This window comes from Specibacter sp. NPDC078692 (assembly GCF_040686835.1).
Lineage (GTDB): Bacteria > Actinomycetota > Actinomycetes > Actinomycetales > Micrococcaceae > Specibacter.
Genome location: NZ_JBFBLV010000017.1, coordinates 39453 through 61178 on the forward strand (window position 1 = coordinate 39453; position 21726 = coordinate 61178).

Consider the following 21726-nt stretch of genomic DNA (forward strand, 5'->3'; position numbering starts at 1 on the left):
CACCTGCACCCGATGAAATTCAGCGACATATTGTGAGGTGGGGCGACGACGCCCGTTGACGCACGGATGCGGACCCTCAAACCCTCACACTTCCCCGCCATGGTTCTAGGCTGTAGAGGCGGCCCGAATAGGAACGAGCGCAGGCTGTGAAACTGCTGTTTTGAGTGTTCGAAAGAGCTGTCGGGTTATGTAGCGTTTGAGGCTGCGGATGATCTCTTTCTTCGTGCGTCCTTGGCTTGTTCGTTTTGCGACGTAGTCCTTGGTTGCTTGGTCCCAGTGCATCCTAATCAAGGCGATGGTGTAGAGCGCTTTATTGAGCTGACGATCCCCACCGTGATTAAGCCTGAACCTGGTTGTGCTCCCAGAAGAGGCCGGAACCGGGCAAGTGCCTGCCAGGGCCGCGAACGCCGCCTCTGACCTCACTCTCCCTGGATGCGACCAAGCAGTAAGAATGATCGCCGCAATGACAGGACCAACACCAAAAACGTCCAACAATTCGGGATGTTCCGCCTTTACCAGGCGTTGGAGTTCGGAATGGTTTTGTTTCAATTGGTCTGTCAACGTAACGATCCGGCCAGCCAGTCGTACTGCTTCACGGCGGCTGATCTGCACGCTGAAATTCTCCTCTCGTTCCCGCCACGCTGCCACAGCATTGATCTGGGTAACTGAGAGAGCTTTGCGTGCATCAAATCCCAGCTCTACTGCTCGCAACAAAGCAGTCAAAGAATTGATCGCTGCCGTGCGCTCCCGTGACATAGATTCCCTGGCTGTCGTCAACACCCGCAAGGCCAGCTGAACCTCTCCAGCTCGCGGAACTCTGACTTTCTCAAGAGGAATCCCCATCGTGGCCCGTGCTGCTCGCGCCGCATCGATGGCATCCGATTTCCCCCTCAGTCTCCCCAATCTGCGGTGAGGGAAGGGGGCTTCAGTGACCTGAAACCCTGCCTCCGTGGCCTGGTGACGGAATTTTGCGCCATAGGATCCTGTACCTTCCATCGTCAGCAGGATGTTTTCCTTGGTTCCTTGAGAACGTCGCTGTATCCAGGAAAGAGCGCGCTTTCCTCCTGGAACGGTGACGGGGAAGGTTTCGTTAGCAATTTCCTCACCAGTAGTGGTGTTGATGATCGCGAATGTATGCGTTTTCGCGTGAGTATCAATTCCTACGACGAAACTGAATTTTTCGGCAACGATGCTCATGTTTCCTCCAATGTCGACGGTTGCTGCCAGTCATGTGGCGCATCGATAGGGGTTACCGCTTGGCAGGTCTGTAATGAGCCACACCAGTGTTTTTTGGCGGGCATGCTTCTAATCAAGCCAGGGCAGTAGACAGAACCGGTGCTGAACCCGGCCCGAGCGGACATATCCAAGACAGCGCACTCACACCAACCGGCGGAGGCAATTCCATGGGTGAGTCACACCCGAACCAAGCCACAACACCAGACTGCCAGTCACTCACAGAGCAACCAACAAAATACTTACAAACCATGGGAGATTCCGCCTCGACCAGAGCACGCCCCGCCGGACGCCGTCGCCCCGGTATATGAAGGTGAGAAATGGTTCTGGTTCAATCAAGCCAACACCGCTACTCAGGGTTGGGACTCCGGTCAAAATGACGCCAGAGCACACAATAGTGGAGTGTTTGGCGGTGGTCTGTTCAACAACAGCGGCCCGCTCATCAGCCCAGAAGCGGAAGGCCCTGGTGCCACCGAGTCCAGGACCATTGATGGAGTGAGGATTCCACTTCCGGGACAGGACGATTCTCTCGAGGGCTTGGATTCTCGAGACCCTGACAGCGTCGATCCAGTCTCCAAGGACACACGTACTCACGGGCAAAAGCTTCTCGACGGTCTCCTGGACTGTGTGAAGCTGGCGGCTCGCACTGACAAGTTGCCCCTCAACGGTGGTCTGAAGACCCAGTTGATGATTACTACCACCCAGACAGACTTGGACCGGCGAGATGGGACCGGTACGGCGTTTACGACCTTTACGGGTCCCGTGCCGCTGGCATTGTTCGCGGAGTCCCTCTGCGATCCTGAGATCACCTATCTATCGATGGGTGAAGGGCAAGAGATCCTCAACCTCGGCAGGACCCAGCGTCTTTTCACGGCTCCACAACGCAAGATCCTTTTGGCCCGGGATCTAGGATGTTCGTTCCCCGACTGCATGCGCCCGGCACCGTGGACCGAAGCTCACCACGTGATCCCTTGGCAAGAGGGCGGTGAAACCAGTATCGCGAACGCTGCTCTCGTCTGTAGTCATCACCACACCAAGATTCATCACAGCGACTGGACCATGAAAATGATCGACGGAACGCCTCATTTCATCGCTCCTTATCTGGTCGACCCCAGCCAAACGCCTCGCCGCAACACCTATCACCACGGACTCCTCATCAAGAAGTCTCGCAAAAAATAAAACGCCCCGGCTATTCGCAGTTAGCCGGGGCGTTCATCGCGGAGACACTAATGCCCTGCCACTGATGTCCGCAGTTTGCTCGTGAGATCCTGCAAGGTGCGCATTTCATCGTCCGTCAGAGCCACTTCCATCAGCTCCATGATCCGCTGCACATGCGCACGCCCCACGGTCTTTTGCTTGGCGACGCCCTGCTCGGTGAGCCCGATCAAAACACCGCGCTTGTCGTCCTCGGCCGACTTGCGCTGAATCAGGCCACGCGACTCCAACCTGTCCACCATCCGCGAAATACTCGGCTGGGTCAGCAGCACATGCTCGTTGAGTTCGTTGAGTCGCAGCCAGCCGCTGGAGCAGCGCGAGAGCTGATACAAAATGTCGTACTCACGGCTGCCCAGCTCCTTGAACAAGGGCTCCTTCTGCAACTCACGCATCATGGCCACCTGCGATGTCAGCAGCGACTCCCAGGAATCTGTGGCCAGCCTGCGGTGACTTGGTGTTGCCGCAGTCATGTCACTTCACCCCTGTTGTGGAAGCAGCGGAACTTTCGACGGCGGCAGCTGCCTGGGCAGCGGCGCGGCGAGCCTCGAAGGTGGGGCCTTCGGGGACGGACGCGGGACGGTTCTTGGCGAACTCCTCGCGGAGTGTGGGCAGAACATCGGAACCGAAGAGATCCAGCTGCTCAAGGACCGTCTTGAGCGGCAGACCTGCGTGGTCCACCAGGAACAGCTGGCGCTGGTAGTCGCCGAAGTAGTCACGGAACGCCAGCGTCTTCTCGATCATTTCCGCCGGGCTACCAACGGTCAGTGGCGTCTGTGAGGTGAAGTCCTCCATGGACGGGCCGTGGCCGTAGACGGGAGCGTTGTCGAAGTAGGGGCGGAATTCATTGACGGCGTCCTGCGAGTTCTTACGGATGAAGAACTGACCGCCCAAACCAACAATGGCCTGTTCCGGGGTTCCATGACCGTAGTGTGCATAGCGCTCACGGTAGAGGTTGATCAGCTGGATGTAGTGTTCCTTGGGCCAGAAGATGTTGTTGGCGAAGAAGCCGTCACCGTAGTAGGCGGCGATCTCGGCAACCTGGGGCGTGCGGATGGCACCATGCCAGACAAACGGGGCAACGCCGTCGAGCGGGCGGGGTGTGGAGGTGAAGCCGCGCAGCGGGGTACGGAACTTGCCTTCCCAGTTCACTACTTCTTCATCCCAGAGGCGGCGCAGCAGCGCGTAGTTCTCCACTGTCAGTTCCACGGAATCCTGGTTGTTTTTACCGAACCAGGGGTAGACGGCGCCCATGTTGCCGCGGCCCAGAACAATGTCAGAACGGCCGTCGGCCAGGTGCTGCAGGGTGGCGAAGTCTTCAGCGATTTTAACCGGATCGTTGGTGGTGATGAGGGTGGTGCTCGTGGAGAGGATGATCTTCTCCGTTTGCGCCGCGATGTAGGCCAAGATGGTCGAGGGAGAGCTGGGGTAGAACGGCGGGTTGTGGTGCTCGCCGGTGGCGAAGACGTCCATGCCGATGTCTTCGGCGTGCTTGGCGATGGTGGTGATCGCCTTCAGACGCTCGTGTTCGGTGGGGGTACGCCCTGTGGTCGGATCCATGGTGATGTCTCCGACGCTGAAAATTCCGAACTGCATGATCTGCTCCTTAGCAACCGGCTCCCCGGAAGGTATATGCGTTTGTATCTATTATATGGGCCAACTCGCGGGTGCGCCAATATGTTCCCAGTGAGGGCCTGCCGTTAGGATGCTCACAGGGCCAAGTAATCCAAGTCACAACTTTCGTGGAGGTTGATCGTGGCAGCACTGCAGCGTGGCATGGCTGGCGCCGGTCTTAGGCTCGCACCCACGGCCACGGCCATTGTGGGTTTTCTGGTCTTGGTTGAACTGACCAGCGGTATTCTCCAGGGCTACTACACTCCCCTGCTGACCGACATCGCCAGACATTTGGGCATCCACGACGCCGACGTCAACTGGTTCGAAGCCGCGCAACTTATGGTCAGCGCACTGGTGGTGCCGGTGCTGGCAAAACTGGGCGATATGATCGGCCACCGAAAAGTCTTGCTGATCTCCACAGCTCTGACGGCCGCAGCCTCCTGGGGTGTGGCGTTCGCCCCCAACTTCTGGTTTTTCCTAGCGGCGTGGGCGCTCCAAGGCTTCTACGTAGTCTGGCTGCCGCTGGAAATCGCACTGATTTACAGCCGCTCCCACCAACGCCCAGACGGTGCTGCGCTAACCCGAAAGTCCGCGGGCATCCTCGTTGCAGGCCTCGAATTCGGCGTCATTGTCGGCGCCCTGGCCGGCGGATTTATTGGCGGGGCGCTGCCGGACAAGCTCTGGCTGACCCTGATGATCCCGGCCATCGCCGTAACACTGTGCTTCTTCGTGATTCTGTTCGGCGTGCCCGAATCCGAGAACCGCACCGGTGGAAAACTCGATCTCATGGGCCTGACCCTACTGTCTACGGGACTGCTGCTCATCACCGCCGGCCTGACATTCATGCGGATCAACGGCCCTGGCACTTGGTGGGCGTGGGCCGCGGTCGTGCTTGGAATTCTGGCACTGGTGCCGTTCACGCGCTACGAATTGGGCCACAAGGATCCGCTGATCGACATCCGCTTGCTCCGCCAACCCAGCATGTGGCCGGTGCAGCTGACAGCGTTCCTGTTCGGCGTCTCGGTCCTAGGCGCGCAGGCACCGCTGTCCACCTTCGCCCGTACCGACCCCGCCGAAGTAGGTTATGGCCTGGGTGCCAGCGCGTCCCTGGTCTCGGTCCTGATCGGCGTCTATGTCCTGGGCCTGCTGATCGGCGCCCTGCTCTACCCACTCGTCACCAGATGGACGACGCCGAGAATCACCTTGATGGCGGCGGCTTTCCTCGTTGCTGTTGGTTACCTGCTGTTCCTTCCGTTCCATGACTCGATGACACAGGTTTTGGTCAACATGGCGATTGCCGGTCTTGGCAGCGGTGCTCTGGTGGCGGCGCTGCCCTCGGCTGCCGCGGCCGCTGCACCGTTGACTCAGACGGGCATGGCGACCGGGTTGACCAATGCCACGAAGACTGTTGGCGGAGCTTTTGCTTCTTGTGTCTTCGGCATTGCACTGGCCGGTCAGGCGTTAGGTTCATTGACATCAGACACTGGTTCGACGGCTGCCCCGTTGGAGGGGTACATGCTGGTCTGGACCATTTGCGGTGTCACGGCTTTGGTGGCGGCGGTGGCGTTGTACTTTGTCCCGAAACTGGCGTTCGGGCCCACCCTGCCGGTGGATTGAGGGTTCCACCGAGCATGCCGACAGATTGTGCCGACAGGTTGTGCCGATAGATTGTCCGGACGGATAGTTCCGGTGACGACACGCTGGCCACCGCTTGGCGCGAAGAAGTGCTCCGATACCCTGTTGAAGGCGAACACGACCGCCAGTCCGCGCTGGGCCATGGCTTGAAGCTAGTCGAGCTTTGAAACCAGTAGAGCTTTGAAACTCGTACAGCTTGAAACAACTCAAGCCCTGGTGGCGCACAAGAAACCTGGAAAGGCACATTCATGAGCAATTACAACGGGGCGCCGCCGCCACCGAGTCACTTTCCGAATCAAGGGGTACCCATGCCTGCGCCTCAGCCAGGCAATCGCAAGACCCTCTTTATCATTCTCGGTTCAGTTGCCGTTGTACTGTTCTTTGCTCTTATCGCCCTATTTGTATGGGTCATCCCTGCATTGACCAAGGGAACAAATGAAGGCGATTCCGTAGCTACGAGCTCCGCGAGCCAGCCGGCGTCGAGCGCGTCAACCTCCGAGTCGGCGACCGAGACCGCAACGGAATCAGCCCCGAGCGACGCCCCAACAGATACAGATGGCAATGCTGAGACCGATGCCGCAGACGGGTTGCCCGCTGGTGCAACGGCACTGCCAGCCGGCTGGGATGCGCTGAACGGACCCAGCAACATTCCAGCGGATGGAGAGTCGTTGTTCTCGAAATTCGTCACCGGCGAGTCCTCATTCCAGTACCTGAAATCGTGGGACTACGACGGCACCTTCGGTAAGACCACCGATCCCGAGACCGGCAAGGAGATGCAGCAGGTTGCCCAAGGCACCAAAGATTTGGATGCTGATGGCATCTCCACAGCCTTTGCCTTCTTTGCCGAAACCGACGAAGGCAAGTTCGGTTCTGACCCGGCGAAGGTAAAAGCAGCCATCCAAGCTGTCGAGGACAAATTGTCAGCTGCAACAGCTGCTGAGCTGATGCAGCAATTGGTCGGACACAAATGTGCTTCCGGGTTCCAACACAGCACCCCGGAGACCCGAGAGTTCCGGCGCGGACTGGCTGTGGTGGTGGGATTCACCTGTAAAACCGCGGCCGGAGAGGACATCCAAGCAGTCAATCTCTTCTCCGTCACACCGTGGGGAACGCCGCAGCGGGTCGGCGTCAGCGGCCACAAGAGCTACTGGGATGCCAATCCCGGCACGTTCGAAAAGTTGGCCAACTCCTACCGCATCAACAAGTGGAAGCAATAGACAACAAGCAAATAACAAGCACGGTAAAGCGTGATAACTGAAACAAAAGCGGGGCTGTCAGCCAAGGTGGCTGACAGCCCCGCCGTCGTAATGCTTGTCGTACTACTAGAGACTTGATCGGGCTGTGGCGCCGTCAGTCGGCGGCCCGTCGGCCCCGCACCTTCGGGATGGCGCCGGTGGTCCAGTCTTGGAACTCAGCTACAGGCTTTGCCTCTTGGGGAGCGGCGCTCTTAGCGCTTGTGTCCTTGCCGGCTGTGTCCGTAGCGGTTGCGTCCTTGCTTGTTGTGGCGGCATTGGCCGGGGCGTGCACCACCTTGAGCGCCTTGATCAGGTCATGGCGTTCCTTGCGCCCTTCCACCAACCGGTACAGCACCGGCACCAGGATCAGCGTCAGCGCCGTGGAGGAAACCAGTCCGCCCACCACCACAATGGCCAACGGCTGCGAGATGAAACCGCCGCCACCTGTGAGACCAAGAGCCATGGGGGTCAACGCAAAGATGGTAGCCAGTGCCGTCATGAGGATGGGACGCAAACGCTGACGGGCGCCATGCTCAATGGCGTCGGCAACGTTCATGGCCGGCCGGTCGCCGGCTGGTTGCCGGTACTGGTTGATCAGGTCAATCAGCACAATGGCGTTGGTGACCACAATGCCTACCAGCATCAACATGCCGATCAAAGACGGCAAGCCCAGCGGGATGCCCGTGATGAGCAACAGGCCGATGGCGCCGGTGGCTGCAAACGGGATGGACACCAGCAAAATCAAGGGCTGGATGAGCGACTTGAACGTCGCCACCATGATCACGTAGACAATGGCGATGGCGGCCAGCATGGCCAGGCCCAACTGCTGGAATGATTCGGCCTGCTGAGTTGCCGCACCACCAATAGTGGCAATGGTGCCGGCAGGCAGCTCGGTGGAATCCAGCGTCTTCTGCACCTCTGCACTGAGCGAACCCAGGGCATTACCTTCCGGTGCTACAGAGACGGTCGCCGTACGCTGGCCATTGGAGGAGGTCACGGTGAGTGGTGTCTGAACTTCCGCAACAGTGGCCACCTGCGAAAGCGGCACGGGACCGGCCGCAGTAGGAATCTGAGCTGCGGCCAGTGCGGCCACCGAATCAAACTGGGTGCCCAAACCAATCTGGACCTTGTAATCGGTAGTGTCGATCCGGACAGTGCCACCCGGAATGGGGCTGACTGTGGCGGCCAGCAGGCCGGTAATTTGTTGTTCATCCAGACCTGCCGCAACAGCCTTGGCGCGGTCGACGCTCACCTGCACAACGGGCTGTGTGCCGCTGAGGTTGCTCTCCACCGACTGGGCACCGGGGATCCCAGTCATGGCCTTGACCAGGGCGTCACTGGCTTGTTGCAGTTCTTCGCCAGTGGTTGCCTTGACGGTGATATCCACGGTGGAGGACATGCCAAAGCCACCACCTTGAGAGCCGAGGCTGATGGTGCCGGCGTCCTTGATGCCCGCAATGGCAGTCCGTACCGTGTCTTGCAGGGCGACCTGATCTGCGTCAGGATCGGTGATGACCTGGAACGCTGCGCTGGAGGCACCTGATGAGAGCAGCGCGGAGAAACCGCCTGAGGCATTGCCCACTGTCACCTGAACGTCGGTGATGCCCTCGATGCCGGTCAAGACTTCCTCAACTTTTTCCGCAGCCGTGTTGGTGACCTCGAGGCTAGTTCCAGCAGGCATGTCCTGCTGGATGCTCATGCTGTTCTGGCCGGTATCGCCCAGCAAGTTGGTGGGCAGCAGCGGGGTCATGGCAAGCGTGGCGGCCAAGATGATGCCACCAGCAATCAGCGTTACGACGGGGTGTTTTTGGGTCTTGGCGAGGATCGGCAGGTAGCCGCGCTGCAGCCAAGAGGAGCGCTCTTTCTCTTCCACAGCGCTCAGCAGAGCCTGCCCACGCAAGGGGGTTCCGGCGTCGTTCGCTGCAGTAGGGCTGGAGGAAACAACGGGAGTGGATTTCAGGAACCAATAGGCCAGCACCGGAACAATGGTCAGGGAGACTAGGAGTGAGGCGAGCAGCGCGAAGGTCACGGTGAGCGCGAACGGGCGGAAGAGCTCGCCGGCCAGGCTGCCCACAAAGGCGATGGGCAAGAACACGGCCACAGTGGTCAGCGTGGAGGCAGTGATGGCCGCGGCAACCTCGCGAATGGCGGCCAGGATGGCGGTCTTCTTGTCCTCGCCGTAGCTGAGGTGCCGCTTGATGTTTTCAATGACCACAATGGAGTCATCCACCACCCGGCCAATGGCAATGGTGAGCGCGCCCAGGGTCAGGATGTTCAGCGAGTAGCCGGTGGCCCAGAGCCCGATGAACGTCACCAGCAAGGACAGCGGGATGGAGATGGCGGTGACCAGGGTGGAGCGCACAGACATCAAGAATATCAAGATGACTGCCACTGCGAAGCCGAGCCCCAGCAGGCCTTCTACGGTGAGATCGTGGATGGACTTTTCAATGAAGGGGGCCTGGTCCAGGACCGTAGTGAACGTGGTGTTATTGCCCATGGATGCCGCGATCTCGGGCAGCATCTCGTTGACCTGCGCAGAGAGCGAAACCGTGTCGGCCTCGGGCTTCTTGGTGATGGACAAGGCCAGCGTGGCGTTGCCGTTGGTGCGGGTGATGGAGGTGGTGGGGTCATCGGCCACCGTCACGGTTGCCACCGAGGCGATCGTGGGGATGGTTGCACTAGAGCCACCGAGCGGCAAGGCCTTGACGGCGTCGAGGGAATCGACGGGGCTACCGGCCTGGATGGAGAGCGTGGTGCCATCGGTATTCAAGGAACCGACAGGGACCAAGGTGCCGTTGTTTTTCAGCGCTTGGGCGATATCGCCGGGATTCACACCGGCGGCAGCCATCTTGGCGGGGTCCGGAAGGATCTGGATGTGTTGGGAGTTTGCTCCGGTCACGTCGGCGCTGCGGACGCCGTCGATCTTCAAGAGCTTGGGGACGGCAATGCGCGCCAGATCCGTGTTCAGAGCAGCGAGGTCCTGATCCGAGGAGACGGCCAAGAAAACGATGGGAAAATCGGAAATGCTGCCGGCAATAGGTTGCGGCTGCACACCATCAGGCAGTCGTTGGCTGACGTTCGAGATGGCTCGGTCAATTTGGTTCCGGGCCCGGTCCAAGTTGGTGCCGTAGGTGAAGGCGAGGTTGATGGTGGAGACCCCGCTGCGGGAGGTGGAGGTGCTGGATTCCAGCCCCTCCACCGCGTTCAAGGCGGCCTCAAGTGGTTCGCTGACCTGTTTGTCGACCACCGCGGGGGAGGCCCCGGGCATAGCCGAGACCACGGTGATCTGCGGGAACTCAATGCTGGGAATGAGTTCCTGCTTGAGGGAACCGAGGGTGATCACCCCGAACACCATCGCAAAAATGGTGATCAGAGCAATCAGGGCCCGGTTCCCCAATGACATTTTGGCCAAATTGAACATCAAACCACTCCCACTGCTTCATGCTGCTTCAGGCCGGTTGAACCCGGGCCAGTTCAAACGAAATTCAGGCCGTCTCTACTTCAGTTTTTACTACTCTTACTTCAGCTGCAACGAGGCTGCCGTGGCAGCCAGGCTCTTCTCAAAGAGCTCGGCATTGTCATTGAGCTTGGTGCCGTAGGTGGGCATCATGGTGCGCAATGAATCCTGCCATTCCAGCTTGAATTTGCGCGGGAAGCAACGCTGCAGCAGTTCAAGCATGATCGGCACGGCCGTGGAGGCACCCGGTGAGGCGCCCAACAGTGCAGAGAGTGAACCGTCAGCTGCCGTGATGACCTCGGTGCCGAACTGCAGCACGCCGCCCTTCTTGGCATCCTTCTTGATGATCTGCACACGCTGGCCAGCGGTAATCAGTTCCCACTGCTTGCCATCGGCTTCGGGGAAGTACTCATGGAGCGCATCCACCTTGCCGGCGCGGGACTTGGTGACTTCCGAGACCAAGTACTTGACCAGATCCAGGTTGTCCTTGCCCACTGCCAGCATCGGGATGATGTTGTTGGGACGGATGGAACCGGGCAGGTCCATGTAGCTGCCGGTCTTGAGGTACTTGGTGGAGAATCCGCCGTACGGGCCGAACAACAACGAGCGCTTGCCGCCAACGTAGCGGGTGTCCAAGTGAGGCACAGACATGGGCGGGGCGCCCACTGATGCCTGACCGTAAACCTTGGCGCTGTGCTTGGCAGCGACCTTTTCATCGGTGCAACGGAAGAACTGGCCTGAGACGGGGAACCCGCCAAAGCCCTTGCCCTCGGGGATGCCGGACTTCTGCAGCAGGTGCAGGGCGCCGCCACCGGAACCGATGAAGACAAACTTGGCCTTGATCTTGCCGTACTCACCGGACTTGGGGTGCTTGAGCGCAACGTCCCATCCGCCGTCGGAGGTGCGAGCAACATCTGTGACGGTGGTGCCGTAGTTGATCTCGACACCGCTCCTGCCCATGTACCCGATCAGTTCCCGGGTCAGGGCACCAAAGTCGACGTCGGTTCCCTCGGCGGAGCGAGTGGCCGAGACCAATTGCTGGGGGTCGCGTCCCTTCATAACCAGCGGAGCCCACTTGGCAATGGTCGCCGGGTCTTCGGAGTACTCCATGGAGGCGAAGACCGGGTTCGGCTTCAGTGCTTCATGCCGGGACTTGAGGAATTTGCGGTGCGCTTCGCCAATGACAAAGCTCATGTGCGGGACGGTGTTGATGAAGCCCTTGGGGGATCCAATCAGCGATTCGTCCACCAGGTGCGACCAGAACTGGCGCGATAGCTGGAACTGCTCGTTGATGTGAATGGCCTTGGCCGGGTTTACGGAGCCGTCTTTGGCAGCCGGTGAGTAGTTAAGCTCGCAGAGCGCGGAGTGGCCGGTACCGGCGTTATTCCACGGGCTGGAGGATTCCAATCCTGGCGTATCGAGCTGTTCAAACAGCACAATCTTCCAGTTTGGTTCGAGTTGCTTGAGCATGGTGCCCAGCGTGGCGCTCATGATGCCGCCTCCGATGAGGACGACGTCAGCGTCTTTGGTGTTCGAAATGAAGGTCACAGTCAACTCCGGTAGAGGCTCTTCCTAGCGCTAGAAGCGTATCGCGGCACACGCCGGATGCATAAATCAGCGCTTGCCTCCCCTTAGTCTGTGGTAGGCGTCACCAGCTTCACTTGATTGAAGACTTCGTTCAGTACGGGGCTTAGCGGGTAGCTTTGCACCCGGTCCGATAAGGCGATGGCGGAGATCGGAAAGACTATGGGGATGGCCGGCACCGTGGTGGCGATTTGTTTGCTAATGGACTCATAGGCGGCAACGCGGTCCGGACCGTTGGGCATGCTGCGGGCACGGGTGATTTTGGACGTCAATTGGGGATCGTCCATGCCCAGTTCAGCACCAGGGGAGCCGAAAAGGGGGCCCACAAAGTTATCCGGATCTGCGTAGCTGCCATTCCATCCCATGAGGCTCAGGGCGTGGTTGCCATCGCGGGTAACAGCGGTTAGATAGCCCTCATTCCAGGGTATGGGCACGGGCTTGATGTTGAAACCGGCCTTGGTGAGTTCAACGGCTATCTGGACGTAGACCTTTTCCGGTGTGGGTAGATAGGTACGTGCGGCATTGGTGGGGTAGTAGAAGGGGAGCTCTTCACCGTTGTAGCTGGAGGCGGCGAGGAGGGTTTTTGCCTTCTGCGGATCGTAAGCAATTCCCTCCACAGCATTGTTGAAACCGCTGAGCTTGGGTGGGATGAACTGGGCCGTAGTGGCTGTTCCGCCGATGAAGAAGTTACTGGCCAATAACGACTTGTCAATGGCGGCAGCGATCGCTTCGCGCACCTTCACATCTTGGAGTACCGGGATCTTTTGGTTGATGCCTACATACATGACGGAGAAGGGATCGCGTTGCAGGACCTGTTTGCCGCTCTTGATGAGTTTGTCCAAGTTATCGGGGGTGACGGGGTCGTAGCCGTCAATGGATCCCTCTTCCAAAGCAGCCAGGCGGGTTGCCGGTTGTTCGAACGTCTTGAATTTCAGGGTGGTGATCTGCCCTTTTTCCCCCCAGTAATCCTTATTGGCGTTCATCGTGACAGAGCCGGCGGAGGCTTCGGCAAAGGTGAATGGCCCGGTGCCTACCGGATGCAGCCCGTAACGGGAGACCTTGTTGCTCGCAAAAGTTTGATCCAACACATTAGCGGTGTTGGCCTTCAACGCGGTGGGGGAGGAGATCGCGAACGCTGGCAACGTCAGGGAGGGAAGGAACCCGGTGAGTCGAGTTTTCAGGCCGAGTGTCACCTGCAGTGCAGAGCCAACGGTGCAGCCGTCATACAGTGAGTTCTCCGAGTCATCGCTGAAGGCCCGGAAAACCTGCTTGAACATGGAGGAGGAACCATCGCCGCGCGTGGAAACCGGCATGGTGTACCAACGTTCAAAGTTGGCACACACTGCAGCGGCGTCGAACGCGGTGCCGTCGTGGAAGAGCACACCCGGACGCAGGGTAAAGGTGTATTTCAGCCCGTCATCGCCCTCGGTCCATTCCGTGGCCAGGCTCGGTGCGGGATCGCCCGTGACGGCATTGACCGTCAGCAGACCCTCCATGACTTGCCGCGTCACCCGGTACGACTCCGTGTCAGAAACCAGCGCCGGATCAAAACCCAGCGGGTCCGTTCCGGTACCGAACGTGAAAAGGGTGGGGGTAGGCGCCTGGGTGGGTGCCGGCGTCGTACTTGGGAGAACGGGAGGTGCCGCGGTGCAGGCCGTGACGCCCAGAAGAACGACGGCGGACAGAGCCAACGCTCGCTGGATCACCATGCGCAGTGGGCTGGCAGGGCTAGGCACGTTCGGGGTTCTCCTTGCAGCACGGACTGTCCATCAGCCACTCATCATAGTGGGACATTCTGGGGGCGGCCGGTGGATTGCTGTGTCCGCGGTGTGAAGTGTGGTTAAAAGTACGCTTCACACGCTGTAGTATGGTTCATGCTTCAATGCACCTGCGCGAGTGGTGGAATTGGTAGACACGCAGGTTTTAGGTACCTGTGCCTTCGGGCGTAGGGGTTCAAGTCCCCTCTTGCGCACAGTTGCAAAGGCCCCGCTGATCAAAAGATCGGCGGGGCGTTTGCTTTTTCTTGGGCCGCTAGCCCGGGGCCTAACCGCTAACCCCGCTTTGGGGTGACTGGCTAAGCGGCGTCGAGCTGCAAATCGCGTCGCAGCTTGGCCACATGACCGGTAGCGCGCACGTTGTACTGGGCCAAGGCCACTGCGCCAGCTTCGTCAATGACAATGGTGGACCGGATCAGGCCCTCATAGGTTTTGCCGTAGTTTTTCTTCTCGCCCCAGGCAGCATAGGCCTCGGCCACAGCGTGGTCTTCGTCGCTGAGCAGCGGGTAGCTGAGCGCGTCGCGGGCCACGAATTTTTCCAGCTTGGCCACTGAGTCAGGTGAAATGCCCACTACTTCGTAGCCTGCAGCTTGCAAAGAGGCCAGGCTGTCGCGGAAATCGCAGGCCTGCTTGGTGCAACCAGGTGTCATGGCGGCAGGGTAGAAGAAAACAATGAGCTTGCGGCCAGCAAAGTCGGCCAATGAGGTGGTGCCACCATCAGCGTTGGGCAGGCTAAAGGTGGGGGCTGGATCTCCGGCGGTCAGGCGCTCGGTCATGGGGATCTCCTTGTTCGTCCCGTCACTGCGCCAAAGGCGTGGTCGGGGAAGTGGTGTGGACTCTGAATTCAGCCTAGGCGAGTTGCCGGCAGGGGCTAAATTGGTACCCGGGATTGGCGGCACTCGCTTGGTGGCTGCGCTGGACGGTGGCTGCGCTGGACGGGGCGGCCTCCATGTGGTTACGGGCCGGATTTGAAAACGCAGATGATGCGATGAAAACCGCGGATTTGTCGCGTATTCTGCAGTCTCGAACTGGTTCAGCGCATCATCTGCTGTTTCGAAGCAGAACCCACTGACGCGCCCGGGCTGTACACACATTTTGGCCGCTAACCCCTAACCCCGTTTTACCGCTAACCCTGAGTCCCAAGATATGGCCCTTTTAATCGCATTTTCGGGGCCAGATATGGCGACTCGAAGATGGTGATCGTGGAAGCCACTGACACGCCCGGGCTGTACACACATTTTGGCCGCTAACCCGAGTAATGGGGCAAAGGGGCAACTAGAGAGGTTAAGGGGCAACAAAAAACCGCCCCAACTCCGGCGCTAGCCAGTGTTGGAGCGGTTTTACCCTTGTGCACCCCTCCGGACTTGAACCGGAAACCCATTGATTAAGAGTCAATTGCTCTGCCAATTGAGCTAGAGGTGCATCTTTTTACTGCAGTAAAAAGCTGTTCCAACACCGGTTGTTACCAGTGTTGGAACAGCCCTACTTTGTGCACCCCTCCGGACTTGAACCGGAAACCCATTGATTAAGAGTCAATTGCTCTGCCAATTGAGCTAGAGGTGCATCTTTTCGTTGCGGTGAAGCGCGAGAGATTGTTTCCGTCGTGTTCTTTGCAACGACATGAAACTATACGGCTTTTTTGGGCGGGTGTGAAATCGAGAAATAGCTTTTCGGCCACTTTGCGTCAGGGATCACACTTTGGGGCCGCAGAAAGCGCGTCATTGCGCGGAATCTCGGCCCACGTTTGATTTGGAAATTGTTCAGCCAGGAGCTCGCGGTGAGCTTTCAAGGGGAGTCTCTGGCTGGGCGACGCGCTGGGCGGCACGCTAGCGCCGCGCTAGGCGCCGCGCTAGAGGCACGCAGTGGACACGCTAGGTGTAAGGGTCGGCAGCGGCACGGTCCGCGCAGTAAGAGCAGTCACAACAGCAACAGTGGCCCGACTTGCGTGACGATACTGTGGCTTACTTCACTTTTCGGACCTAGACTGGCGCTCATGAGCGTCGAGACTAATCCGGTTGAACCGGAAGACACTGTTGTACGCACCCCCGATGGCAAGCCGGACATCAAGCCGCGCAGCCGAGTTGTTACGGACGGCATTCACGCCGCCCCAGCTCGCGGCATGTTCCGCGCAGTCGGCATGGGCGATGACGATTTCAGGAAGCCGCAAATTGGTGTGGCCAGCTCGTGGAACGAGATCACTCCTTGTAACCTCTCGCTGAACCGCTTGGCTCAGGGCGCGAAGGAAGGTGTCTTCGCGGCCGACGGGTTCCCCATGCAGTTCGGCACCATCTCAGTATCTGACGGCATTTCCATGGGCCACGAGGGAATGCACTTCTCCCTGGTTTCCCGTGAAGTCATTGCCGATTCGGTGGAAACGGTCATGATGGCTGAGCGGCTCGATGGCTCGGTCCTGCTGGCTGGTTGCGATAAGTCCCTGCCCGGCATGCTCATGGCCGCGGCACGGCTGAACCTCGCCAGTGTGTTCCTCTACGCCGGCTCCATCATGCCCGGCTTCGCCAAATTGGAGGACGGCACGGAAAAAGAAGTCACCCTGATCGACGCCTTCGAAGCTGTGGGTGCTTGTGCCGCTGGCAAGATGAGCATGAAAGATCTGGACGCCATTGAGCGCGCCATCTGTCCGGGTGAGGGTGCCTGCGGCGGCATGTACACAGCCAACACCATGGCCTGCATTGGTGAAGCGCTGGGTATGTCCCTCCCCGGCTCGGCCGCCCCGCCCAGCGCCGACCGCCGTCGTGACATGTACGCGCGCAAGTCAGGCGAAGCTGTGGTCCATCTGCTGGAGCAAGGCATCCGCGCTCGCGACATCATGACGAAGAAGGCCTTTGAGAACGCCATCGCCGTCACCATGGCGTTCGGTGGTTCCACCAATGCGGTCCTGCACCTGTTGGCAATCGCGCGCGAAGCTCAGGTGGATCTGACTCTGGCCGACTTCAACCGCATCGGCGACAAGGTCCCGCACTTGGGGGATCTGAAGCCCTTTGGCCGCTACGTGATGTTCGACGTCGACAAGATCGGAGGAGTCCCCGTCATCATGAAAGCACTGCTCGACGCCGGACTCATCCACGGCGATTGCCTCACCGTCACCGGCAAAACAGTGGCCGAGAACTTGGCCGCGATCAACCCGCCGGATCCTGACGGCAAGGTTCTGCGCGCCATGAACAACCCCATCCACAAGACCGGTGGCATCACCATCTTGCACGGCTCCATGGCCCCCGACGGCGCAGTGGTGAAGAGTGCGGGCTTCGACCTGGACGTTTTTGAGGGTTCTGCGCGAGTGTTTGAACGCGAGCAGGGGGCACTGGAAGCCCTTGACCGCGGGGAGATCCACGCAGGAGACGTGGTGGTGATCCGTTATGAGGGTCCCAAGGGTGGCCCGGGCATGCGCGAGATGCTCGCCATCACCGGCGCCATCAAGGGTGCCGGACTCGGCAAGGACGTGCTGCTGTTGACCGATGGGCGTTTCTCCGGAGGTACTACCGGGCTATGTATTGGCCACGTTGCCCCTGAAGCGGTCGACGGCGGGCCCATCGCCTTTGTGCGCGACGGAGACAAGATTCGCGTGGATATTGCTGCGCGTACCTTTGATCTGCTGGTGGAGGAATCGGAACTCGAAGCGCGCAGGGTGGGCTGGGAACCGCTGCCGGCCAAGTTCACTACGGGTGTCCTGGCCAAGTACGCAAAGCTCGTCAACAGTGCCTCAACCGGCGCCTACTGCAGCTAGCCCTGCCTCTGCAGCCCCAGAATCGTCTCTTCAGCCCCGGAATCTCAGGGATGAGCGGCGCCATGACCACAGAGTGGACACCATGTCCAAATAGTGAGATGCCGGTGTGGCGCGTTTGACACTCAAGAGCCATAAACGGGAGACTAAACACATGCAACGAGAGCTCCTAGCCGTCATTAGCTAGCACGTGACGCGCAATGACCACACCCATGGTTATTGGCTTGTGGCTTTCTTTAGATGAAAGAACGCCACAACACGTGCAAACCCCTCGATGAACGCCTTATGGGCAAGAGGGGTTTTTTTGTTTCCACCACCAGCGGCAACTTGTAATACTGCGTGATCCACCCTGCACCAAACGCAGCTACAGAAGAATTACCCAAGCATGAGTTCCCCAAAGGAAGAACCGATGAGCAAAGGAACGCCCGCCAGCCCAGCGCTGATGGCAGCCAAGTCCCCCGGGCACGGTGCACAAGCGAGCACCCACTCCGGTGTGGTCAGCACCGTAAGCCCGGCATCCGCCGTCGTGGGTCCCAACAATGTTGTGGCTCCCATCCAGATGACCGGCTCCGAGGCGCTTGTCCGTTCACTTGAAGAGCTAGGTGTCAAGGACATCTTCGGATTGCCTGGTGGCGCCATTCTTCCTACGTATGACCCGCTGATGGCATCGGATCTGAACCACATTCTGGTGCGCCACGAACAGGGTGCGGGCCACGCTGCACAGGGTTACGCCATGGTCACCGGAGATGTTGGCGTGTGTATCGCCACCTCCGGTCCAGGTGCCACCAACTTGGTCACCGCCATCATGGATGCGCACATGGACTCGGTTCCCCTGGTGGCCATTACCGGCCAGGTTTCCAGCACCGTGATCGGCACCGACGCCTTCCAGGAGGCCGACATTGTTGGTATCACCATGCCGATCACCAAGCACTCGTACCTGGTGACGGACCCCAATGACATCCCTCGCGTGATGGCCGAGGCATTCCACCTCGCCTCGACCGGTCGCCCCGGCCCCGTGCTGGTGGACTTCGCCAAGGACGCGCAGCAGGCTCAGATGACCTTCTCCTGGCCGCCGGTCATTGACCTGCCCGGCTACCGCCCCGTGTTCCGCGGTCACTCGAAGCAGTTGCGTGAAGCTGCACGCCTGATTCGCGAAGCCAAGAAGCCCGTACTGTACGTCGGTGGTGGCGTGATCAAGGCCAATGCATCCGAAGAGCTGCTGATTCTGGCCGAACTGACCGGCGCTCCCGTGGTCACCACGCTGATGGCCCGCGGCGCCTTCCCGGATTCGCACACTCTGCACGTCGGCATGCCCGGCATGCACGGCACGGTTTCGGCCGTGACCGCCTTGCAGCAATCCGATCTGCTCATCACCTTGGGTGCGCGCTTTGACGATCGTGTCACAGGCGTCCTGAGCAGCTTCGCCCCGCACGCCAAGGTCATCCACGCCGATATTGACCCGGCAGAAATTTCCAAGAACCGCACGGCTGATGTGCCGATTGTTGGTTCACTGAAGGAAATCATTCCGGACCTGAGTGCCGCCGTGAAGACGGAATTTGAGAGCAACGGGACCCCTGACCTCGGCGATTGGTGGGCGTTCCTGGGCAACCTGCGCGACACCTACCCGCTGGGCTGGACCGAACCCGAAGACGGGCTCATGTCCCCGCAGCGCGTCATCTCACGTATTGGTGAACTGACCGGTCCTGAAGGGGTCTACGTTGCCGGCGTTGGCCAGCACCAGATGTGGGCCGCACAGTTCATCAAGTACGAGCGTCCCCGTTCCTGGCTGAACTCCGGTGGTGCCGGAACCATGGGCTACTCGGTTCCCGCAGCCATGGGTGCCAAGGTGGGTAACCCGGACCGCGTGGTCTGGGCCATCGACGGTGACGGCTGCTTCCAGATGACCAACCAGGAATTGGCAACGTGTCGGATCAACAACATTCCGATCAAGGTTGCCATCATCAACAACTCCTCCTTGGGCATGGTGCGCCAGTGGCAGACGCTGTTCTACAACAGTCGCTACTCCAACACCGATCTGAACACCGGTCACGACACCATTCGTGTCCCCGACTTTGTGAAGTTGGCAGACGCCTACGGCTGTGTCGGTTTGCGCTGCGAACGCGTCGAGGACATTGACGCAACCATCCAGGCTGCCTTGGCTATCAATGACCGCCCCGTCATCATCGACTTCGTGGTCAGCCCCGATTCCATGGTGTGGCCGATGGTGCCATCAGGGGTCAGCAATGATCAGATTCAGGTTGCCCGGAACATGACCCCGGTGTGGGACGAGGAGGACTAGAAATGACTCGACATACTCTTTCCGTACTGGTTGAAGATAAGCCCGGCGTATTGACCCGCGTGGCCAGCATGTTTGCCCGCCGCGCCTTCAATATCAACTCACTTGCCGTTGGCCCCACCGAGATTGACGGGATTTCCCGCATGACAGTGGTGGTTGACGCAGACGGTGACTTGATTGAACAAGTCACCAAACAGCTGAACAAACTAGTCAACGTCATCAAGATCGTTGAACTGGTTGCAGAGAATTCCGTGCAGCGGGACCACATCCTGGTCAAGGTGCGTGCGGATGCCGCTACGAGACTGCAAGTAACCCAAGCTGCAGATCTCTTCCGGGCTTCCGTGGTTGATGTGTCCACAGACTCATTGACCATTGAAGCCACCGGCTACGCTGACAAGCTAGCAGCCTTGCTCAACGTCTTGGAACCCTTCGGGATCCGGGAAATTGTGCAATCCGGCACCTTGGCCATTGGGCGGGGAACCCGTTCCATGAGCGACAGGGCACTGCGCGCTTCCTAGCGCACGGCCCACCAGAACCCGGCAAGTCAGGGGTTCTGGGCGAAATACTTATCCATGATGCAACACCCCATTTATTCACGTTATTCAAGGAGTTCCACAGTGACTGACATGTACTACGACGACGACGCCGACCTGTCCATCATCCAGGGTCGCAAGGTCGCCGTTATTGGTTACGGCAGCCAGGGCCACGCCCACGCACTGAGCCTGCGCGATTCCGGTGTTGACGTGCGCGTCGGCCTCAAGGCGGGCTCCAAGTCCATCGCTAAGGCAGAGGCAGAGGGCCTGCGCGTACTCAGCGTTGCAGAAGCAACCGCCGAAGCCGACCTGATCATGATCTTGACCCCGGACCAGGTTCAGCGCTTCGTCTACGCCGAGGACATTGCACCGAACCTGAAGGCTGGCGACGCCCTGTTCTTCGGCCACGGCTTCAACATCCGCTTCGGCTACATCACGCCCCCGGCTGATGTTGACGTGGCTCTGGTTGCTCCGAAGGCTCCGGGTCACACCGTACGCCGCGAATTCGAAGCCGGCCGTGGCATCCCCGACCTGATCGCTGTTGAGCAGGACTTCACAGGTAATGCCAAGGCTCTGGCCCTGTCCTACGCCAAGGGCATCGGCGGAACGCGCGCCGGCGTCATCGAGACCACCTTCACCGAAGAGACCGAAACCGATCTCTTCGGCGAGCAGGCAGTTCTCTGTGGCGGTACCTCACAGCTGGTTCAGTACGGCTTTGAAGTTCTGACCGAAGCCGGCTACAAGCCGGAAATCGCCTACTTCGAGGTACTGCACGAGCTCAAGCTCATCGTTGACCTCATGTGGGAAGGTGGCATTGCCAAGCAGCGCTGGAGCGTTTCTGACACCGCAGAGTACGGCGACTACGTCTCCGGCCCGCGCGTCATCACCCCCGAGGTGAAGGAAAACATGAAGGCTGTTCTGGCCGACATCCAGAGCGGTGCTTTCGCAACGCGCTTCATCGAGGACCAGGACAACGGCGGCGTTGAATTCAAGGCGCTGCGCAAGAAGGGCGAAGAGCACCCCATCGAGGCCACCGGCCGCGAACTGCGTGGACTCTTCTCCTGGGTTAGCAACAGCGACGATTACACCGAAGGCTCCGTAGCCCGCTAGTCCCCACTTGCCGGCCCGAGTAGAGCCGCTGGCGCGTCTCTGCTCGGGAACCTGGCAAGCGTGGGCCCAACGTTTGGGCCCTCGGGCTCGGGCGCGTGGGCCCAAACGCTTCTAGCGTGGGTCTAAGCACTTCCGACGGCGCCTGCCGGACCCGCACGGGTGCGGCAGGCGCCGTCGTGCATTAAGAGCGCAACTAGATGAACAAAGGTGGCATGGATCATGTGATTTATGTCGCTTGCGTCGCACTTCCCGGTATTTGTTACGGCACCGAAGCCGGTCTCCCATAAACTGGAGTCCGGCTTT

14 protein-coding genes and 3 tRNA genes are annotated in these 21726 nt (G+C 59.6%); 8 read left to right on the forward strand and 9 right to left on the reverse strand.

What is annotated here, in order from left to right; all coding sequences use genetic code 11:
- Positions 1–105: 105 nt before the first annotated feature.
- Complete coding sequence (locus tag AB0O97_RS12595; protein ID WP_363883052.1) at positions 106–1197, reverse strand: IS110 family transposase; 1092 nt, start codon at positions 1195–1197, stop codon at positions 106–108.
- A 531-nt stretch (positions 1198–1728) separates the two neighbouring features.
- On the opposite strand from AB0O97_RS12595, the gene AB0O97_RS12600 reads away from it, so the two are divergent.
- Positions 1729–2412: a DUF222 domain-containing protein gene (locus tag AB0O97_RS12600; RefSeq protein ID WP_363838863.1), complete on the forward strand. Its 684-nt coding sequence runs from the start codon at positions 1729–1731 to the stop codon at positions 2410–2412.
- 47 nt (positions 2413–2459) lie between these two features.
- Here AB0O97_RS12600 and AB0O97_RS12605 read toward each other — a convergent pair whose 3' ends face one another.
- Both AB0O97_RS12605 and AB0O97_RS12610 read right to left on the reverse strand, forming a co-directional pair.
- A complete protein-coding gene (locus tag AB0O97_RS12605; protein WP_363883055.1) occupies positions 2460–2918 on the reverse strand; it encodes a MarR family transcriptional regulator in 459 nt (152 codons plus the stop codon).
- Between the two features lies 1 nt (position 2919).
- Positions 2920–4041, reverse strand: a complete 1122-nt coding sequence (locus AB0O97_RS12610) for a CE1758 family FMN-dependent luciferase-like monooxygenase (RefSeq protein ID WP_363883058.1) — start codon at positions 4039–4041, stop codon at positions 2920–2922.
- A 180-nt stretch (positions 4042–4221) separates the two neighbouring features.
- Between AB0O97_RS12610 and AB0O97_RS12615 the strand changes: the two genes are divergently transcribed.
- Complete coding sequence (locus AB0O97_RS12615) at positions 4222–5676, forward strand: MFS transporter (RefSeq protein ID WP_363883134.1); 1455 nt, start codon at positions 4222–4224, stop codon at positions 5674–5676.
- A gap of 326 nt (positions 5677–6002) precedes the next feature.
- Complete coding sequence (locus AB0O97_RS12620; RefSeq protein ID WP_363883061.1) at positions 6003–6911, forward strand: hypothetical protein; 909 nt, start codon at positions 6003–6005, stop codon at positions 6909–6911.
- A gap of 133 nt (positions 6912–7044) precedes the next feature.
- Here the strand turns inward: AB0O97_RS12620 and AB0O97_RS12625 are convergent, their stop codons facing one another.
- From AB0O97_RS12625 to AB0O97_RS12635, 3 genes are all read right to left on the reverse strand, one after another.
- On the reverse strand, positions 7045–10350 hold the full coding sequence (locus AB0O97_RS12625; RefSeq protein ID WP_363883064.1) for an efflux RND transporter permease subunit: 3306 nt from the start codon (positions 10348–10350) through the stop codon (positions 7045–7047).
- A 96-nt stretch (positions 10351–10446) separates the two neighbouring features.
- Positions 10447–11934, reverse strand: a complete 1488-nt coding sequence (locus AB0O97_RS12630) for a malate:quinone oxidoreductase (protein ID WP_363883065.1) — start codon at positions 11932–11934, stop codon at positions 10447–10449.
- Positions 11935–12017: 83 nt separating this feature from the next.
- Positions 12018–13706, reverse strand: a complete 1689-nt coding sequence (locus tag AB0O97_RS12635) for an ABC transporter substrate-binding protein (protein WP_363883068.1) — start codon at positions 13704–13706, stop codon at positions 12018–12020.
- 154 nt (positions 13707–13860) lie between these two features.
- On the opposite strand from AB0O97_RS12635, the gene AB0O97_RS12640 reads away from it, so the two are divergent.
- Positions 13861–13942: transfer RNA gene (locus tag AB0O97_RS12640), tRNA-Leu, on the forward strand.
- Positions 13943–14044: 102 nt separating this feature from the next.
- Here the strand turns inward: AB0O97_RS12640 and bcp are convergent.
- From bcp to AB0O97_RS12655, 3 genes are all read right to left on the reverse strand, one after another.
- Positions 14045–14521 (reverse strand): thioredoxin-dependent thiol peroxidase, encoded by a 477-nt coding sequence (gene bcp, locus AB0O97_RS12645; RefSeq protein ID WP_363838882.1) that lies wholly within the window; start codon positions 14519–14521, stop codon positions 14045–14047.
- 573 nt (positions 14522–15094) lie between these two features.
- Positions 15095–15167: transfer RNA gene (locus tag AB0O97_RS12650), tRNA-Lys, on the reverse strand.
- 68 nt (positions 15168–15235) lie between these two features.
- Positions 15236–15308 (reverse strand) — tRNA-Lys (locus AB0O97_RS12655).
- Between the two features lie 430 nt (positions 15309–15738).
- Here AB0O97_RS12655 and ilvD point away from each other — a divergent pair.
- From ilvD to ilvC, 4 genes are all read left to right on the forward strand, one after another.
- Positions 15739–17487 carry a dihydroxy-acid dehydratase gene (ilvD, locus tag AB0O97_RS12660; protein ID WP_363883070.1) on the forward strand — a complete coding sequence of 583 codons (1749 nt, stop codon included), beginning with the start codon at positions 15739–15741 and terminating at the stop codon, positions 17485–17487.
- 406 nt (positions 17488–17893) lie between these two features.
- Positions 17894–19783, forward strand: coding sequence for an acetolactate synthase large subunit (locus AB0O97_RS12665; RefSeq protein WP_363838888.1), 1890 nt, complete (start codon positions 17894–17896; stop codon positions 19781–19783).
- A gap of 2 nt (positions 19784–19785) precedes the next feature.
- Complete coding sequence (gene ilvN, locus AB0O97_RS12670; protein WP_062287322.1) at positions 19786–20298, forward strand: acetolactate synthase small subunit; 513 nt, start codon at positions 19786–19788, stop codon at positions 20296–20298.
- Between the two features lie 99 nt (positions 20299–20397).
- The gene (ilvC, locus tag AB0O97_RS12675) at positions 20398–21423 is read left to right on the forward strand and encodes a ketol-acid reductoisomerase (protein WP_363883074.1); all 1026 of its coding nucleotides are present in this window, start codon (positions 20398–20400) and stop codon (positions 21421–21423) included.
- The last annotated feature ends 303 nt before the right edge of the window (positions 21424–21726 follow it).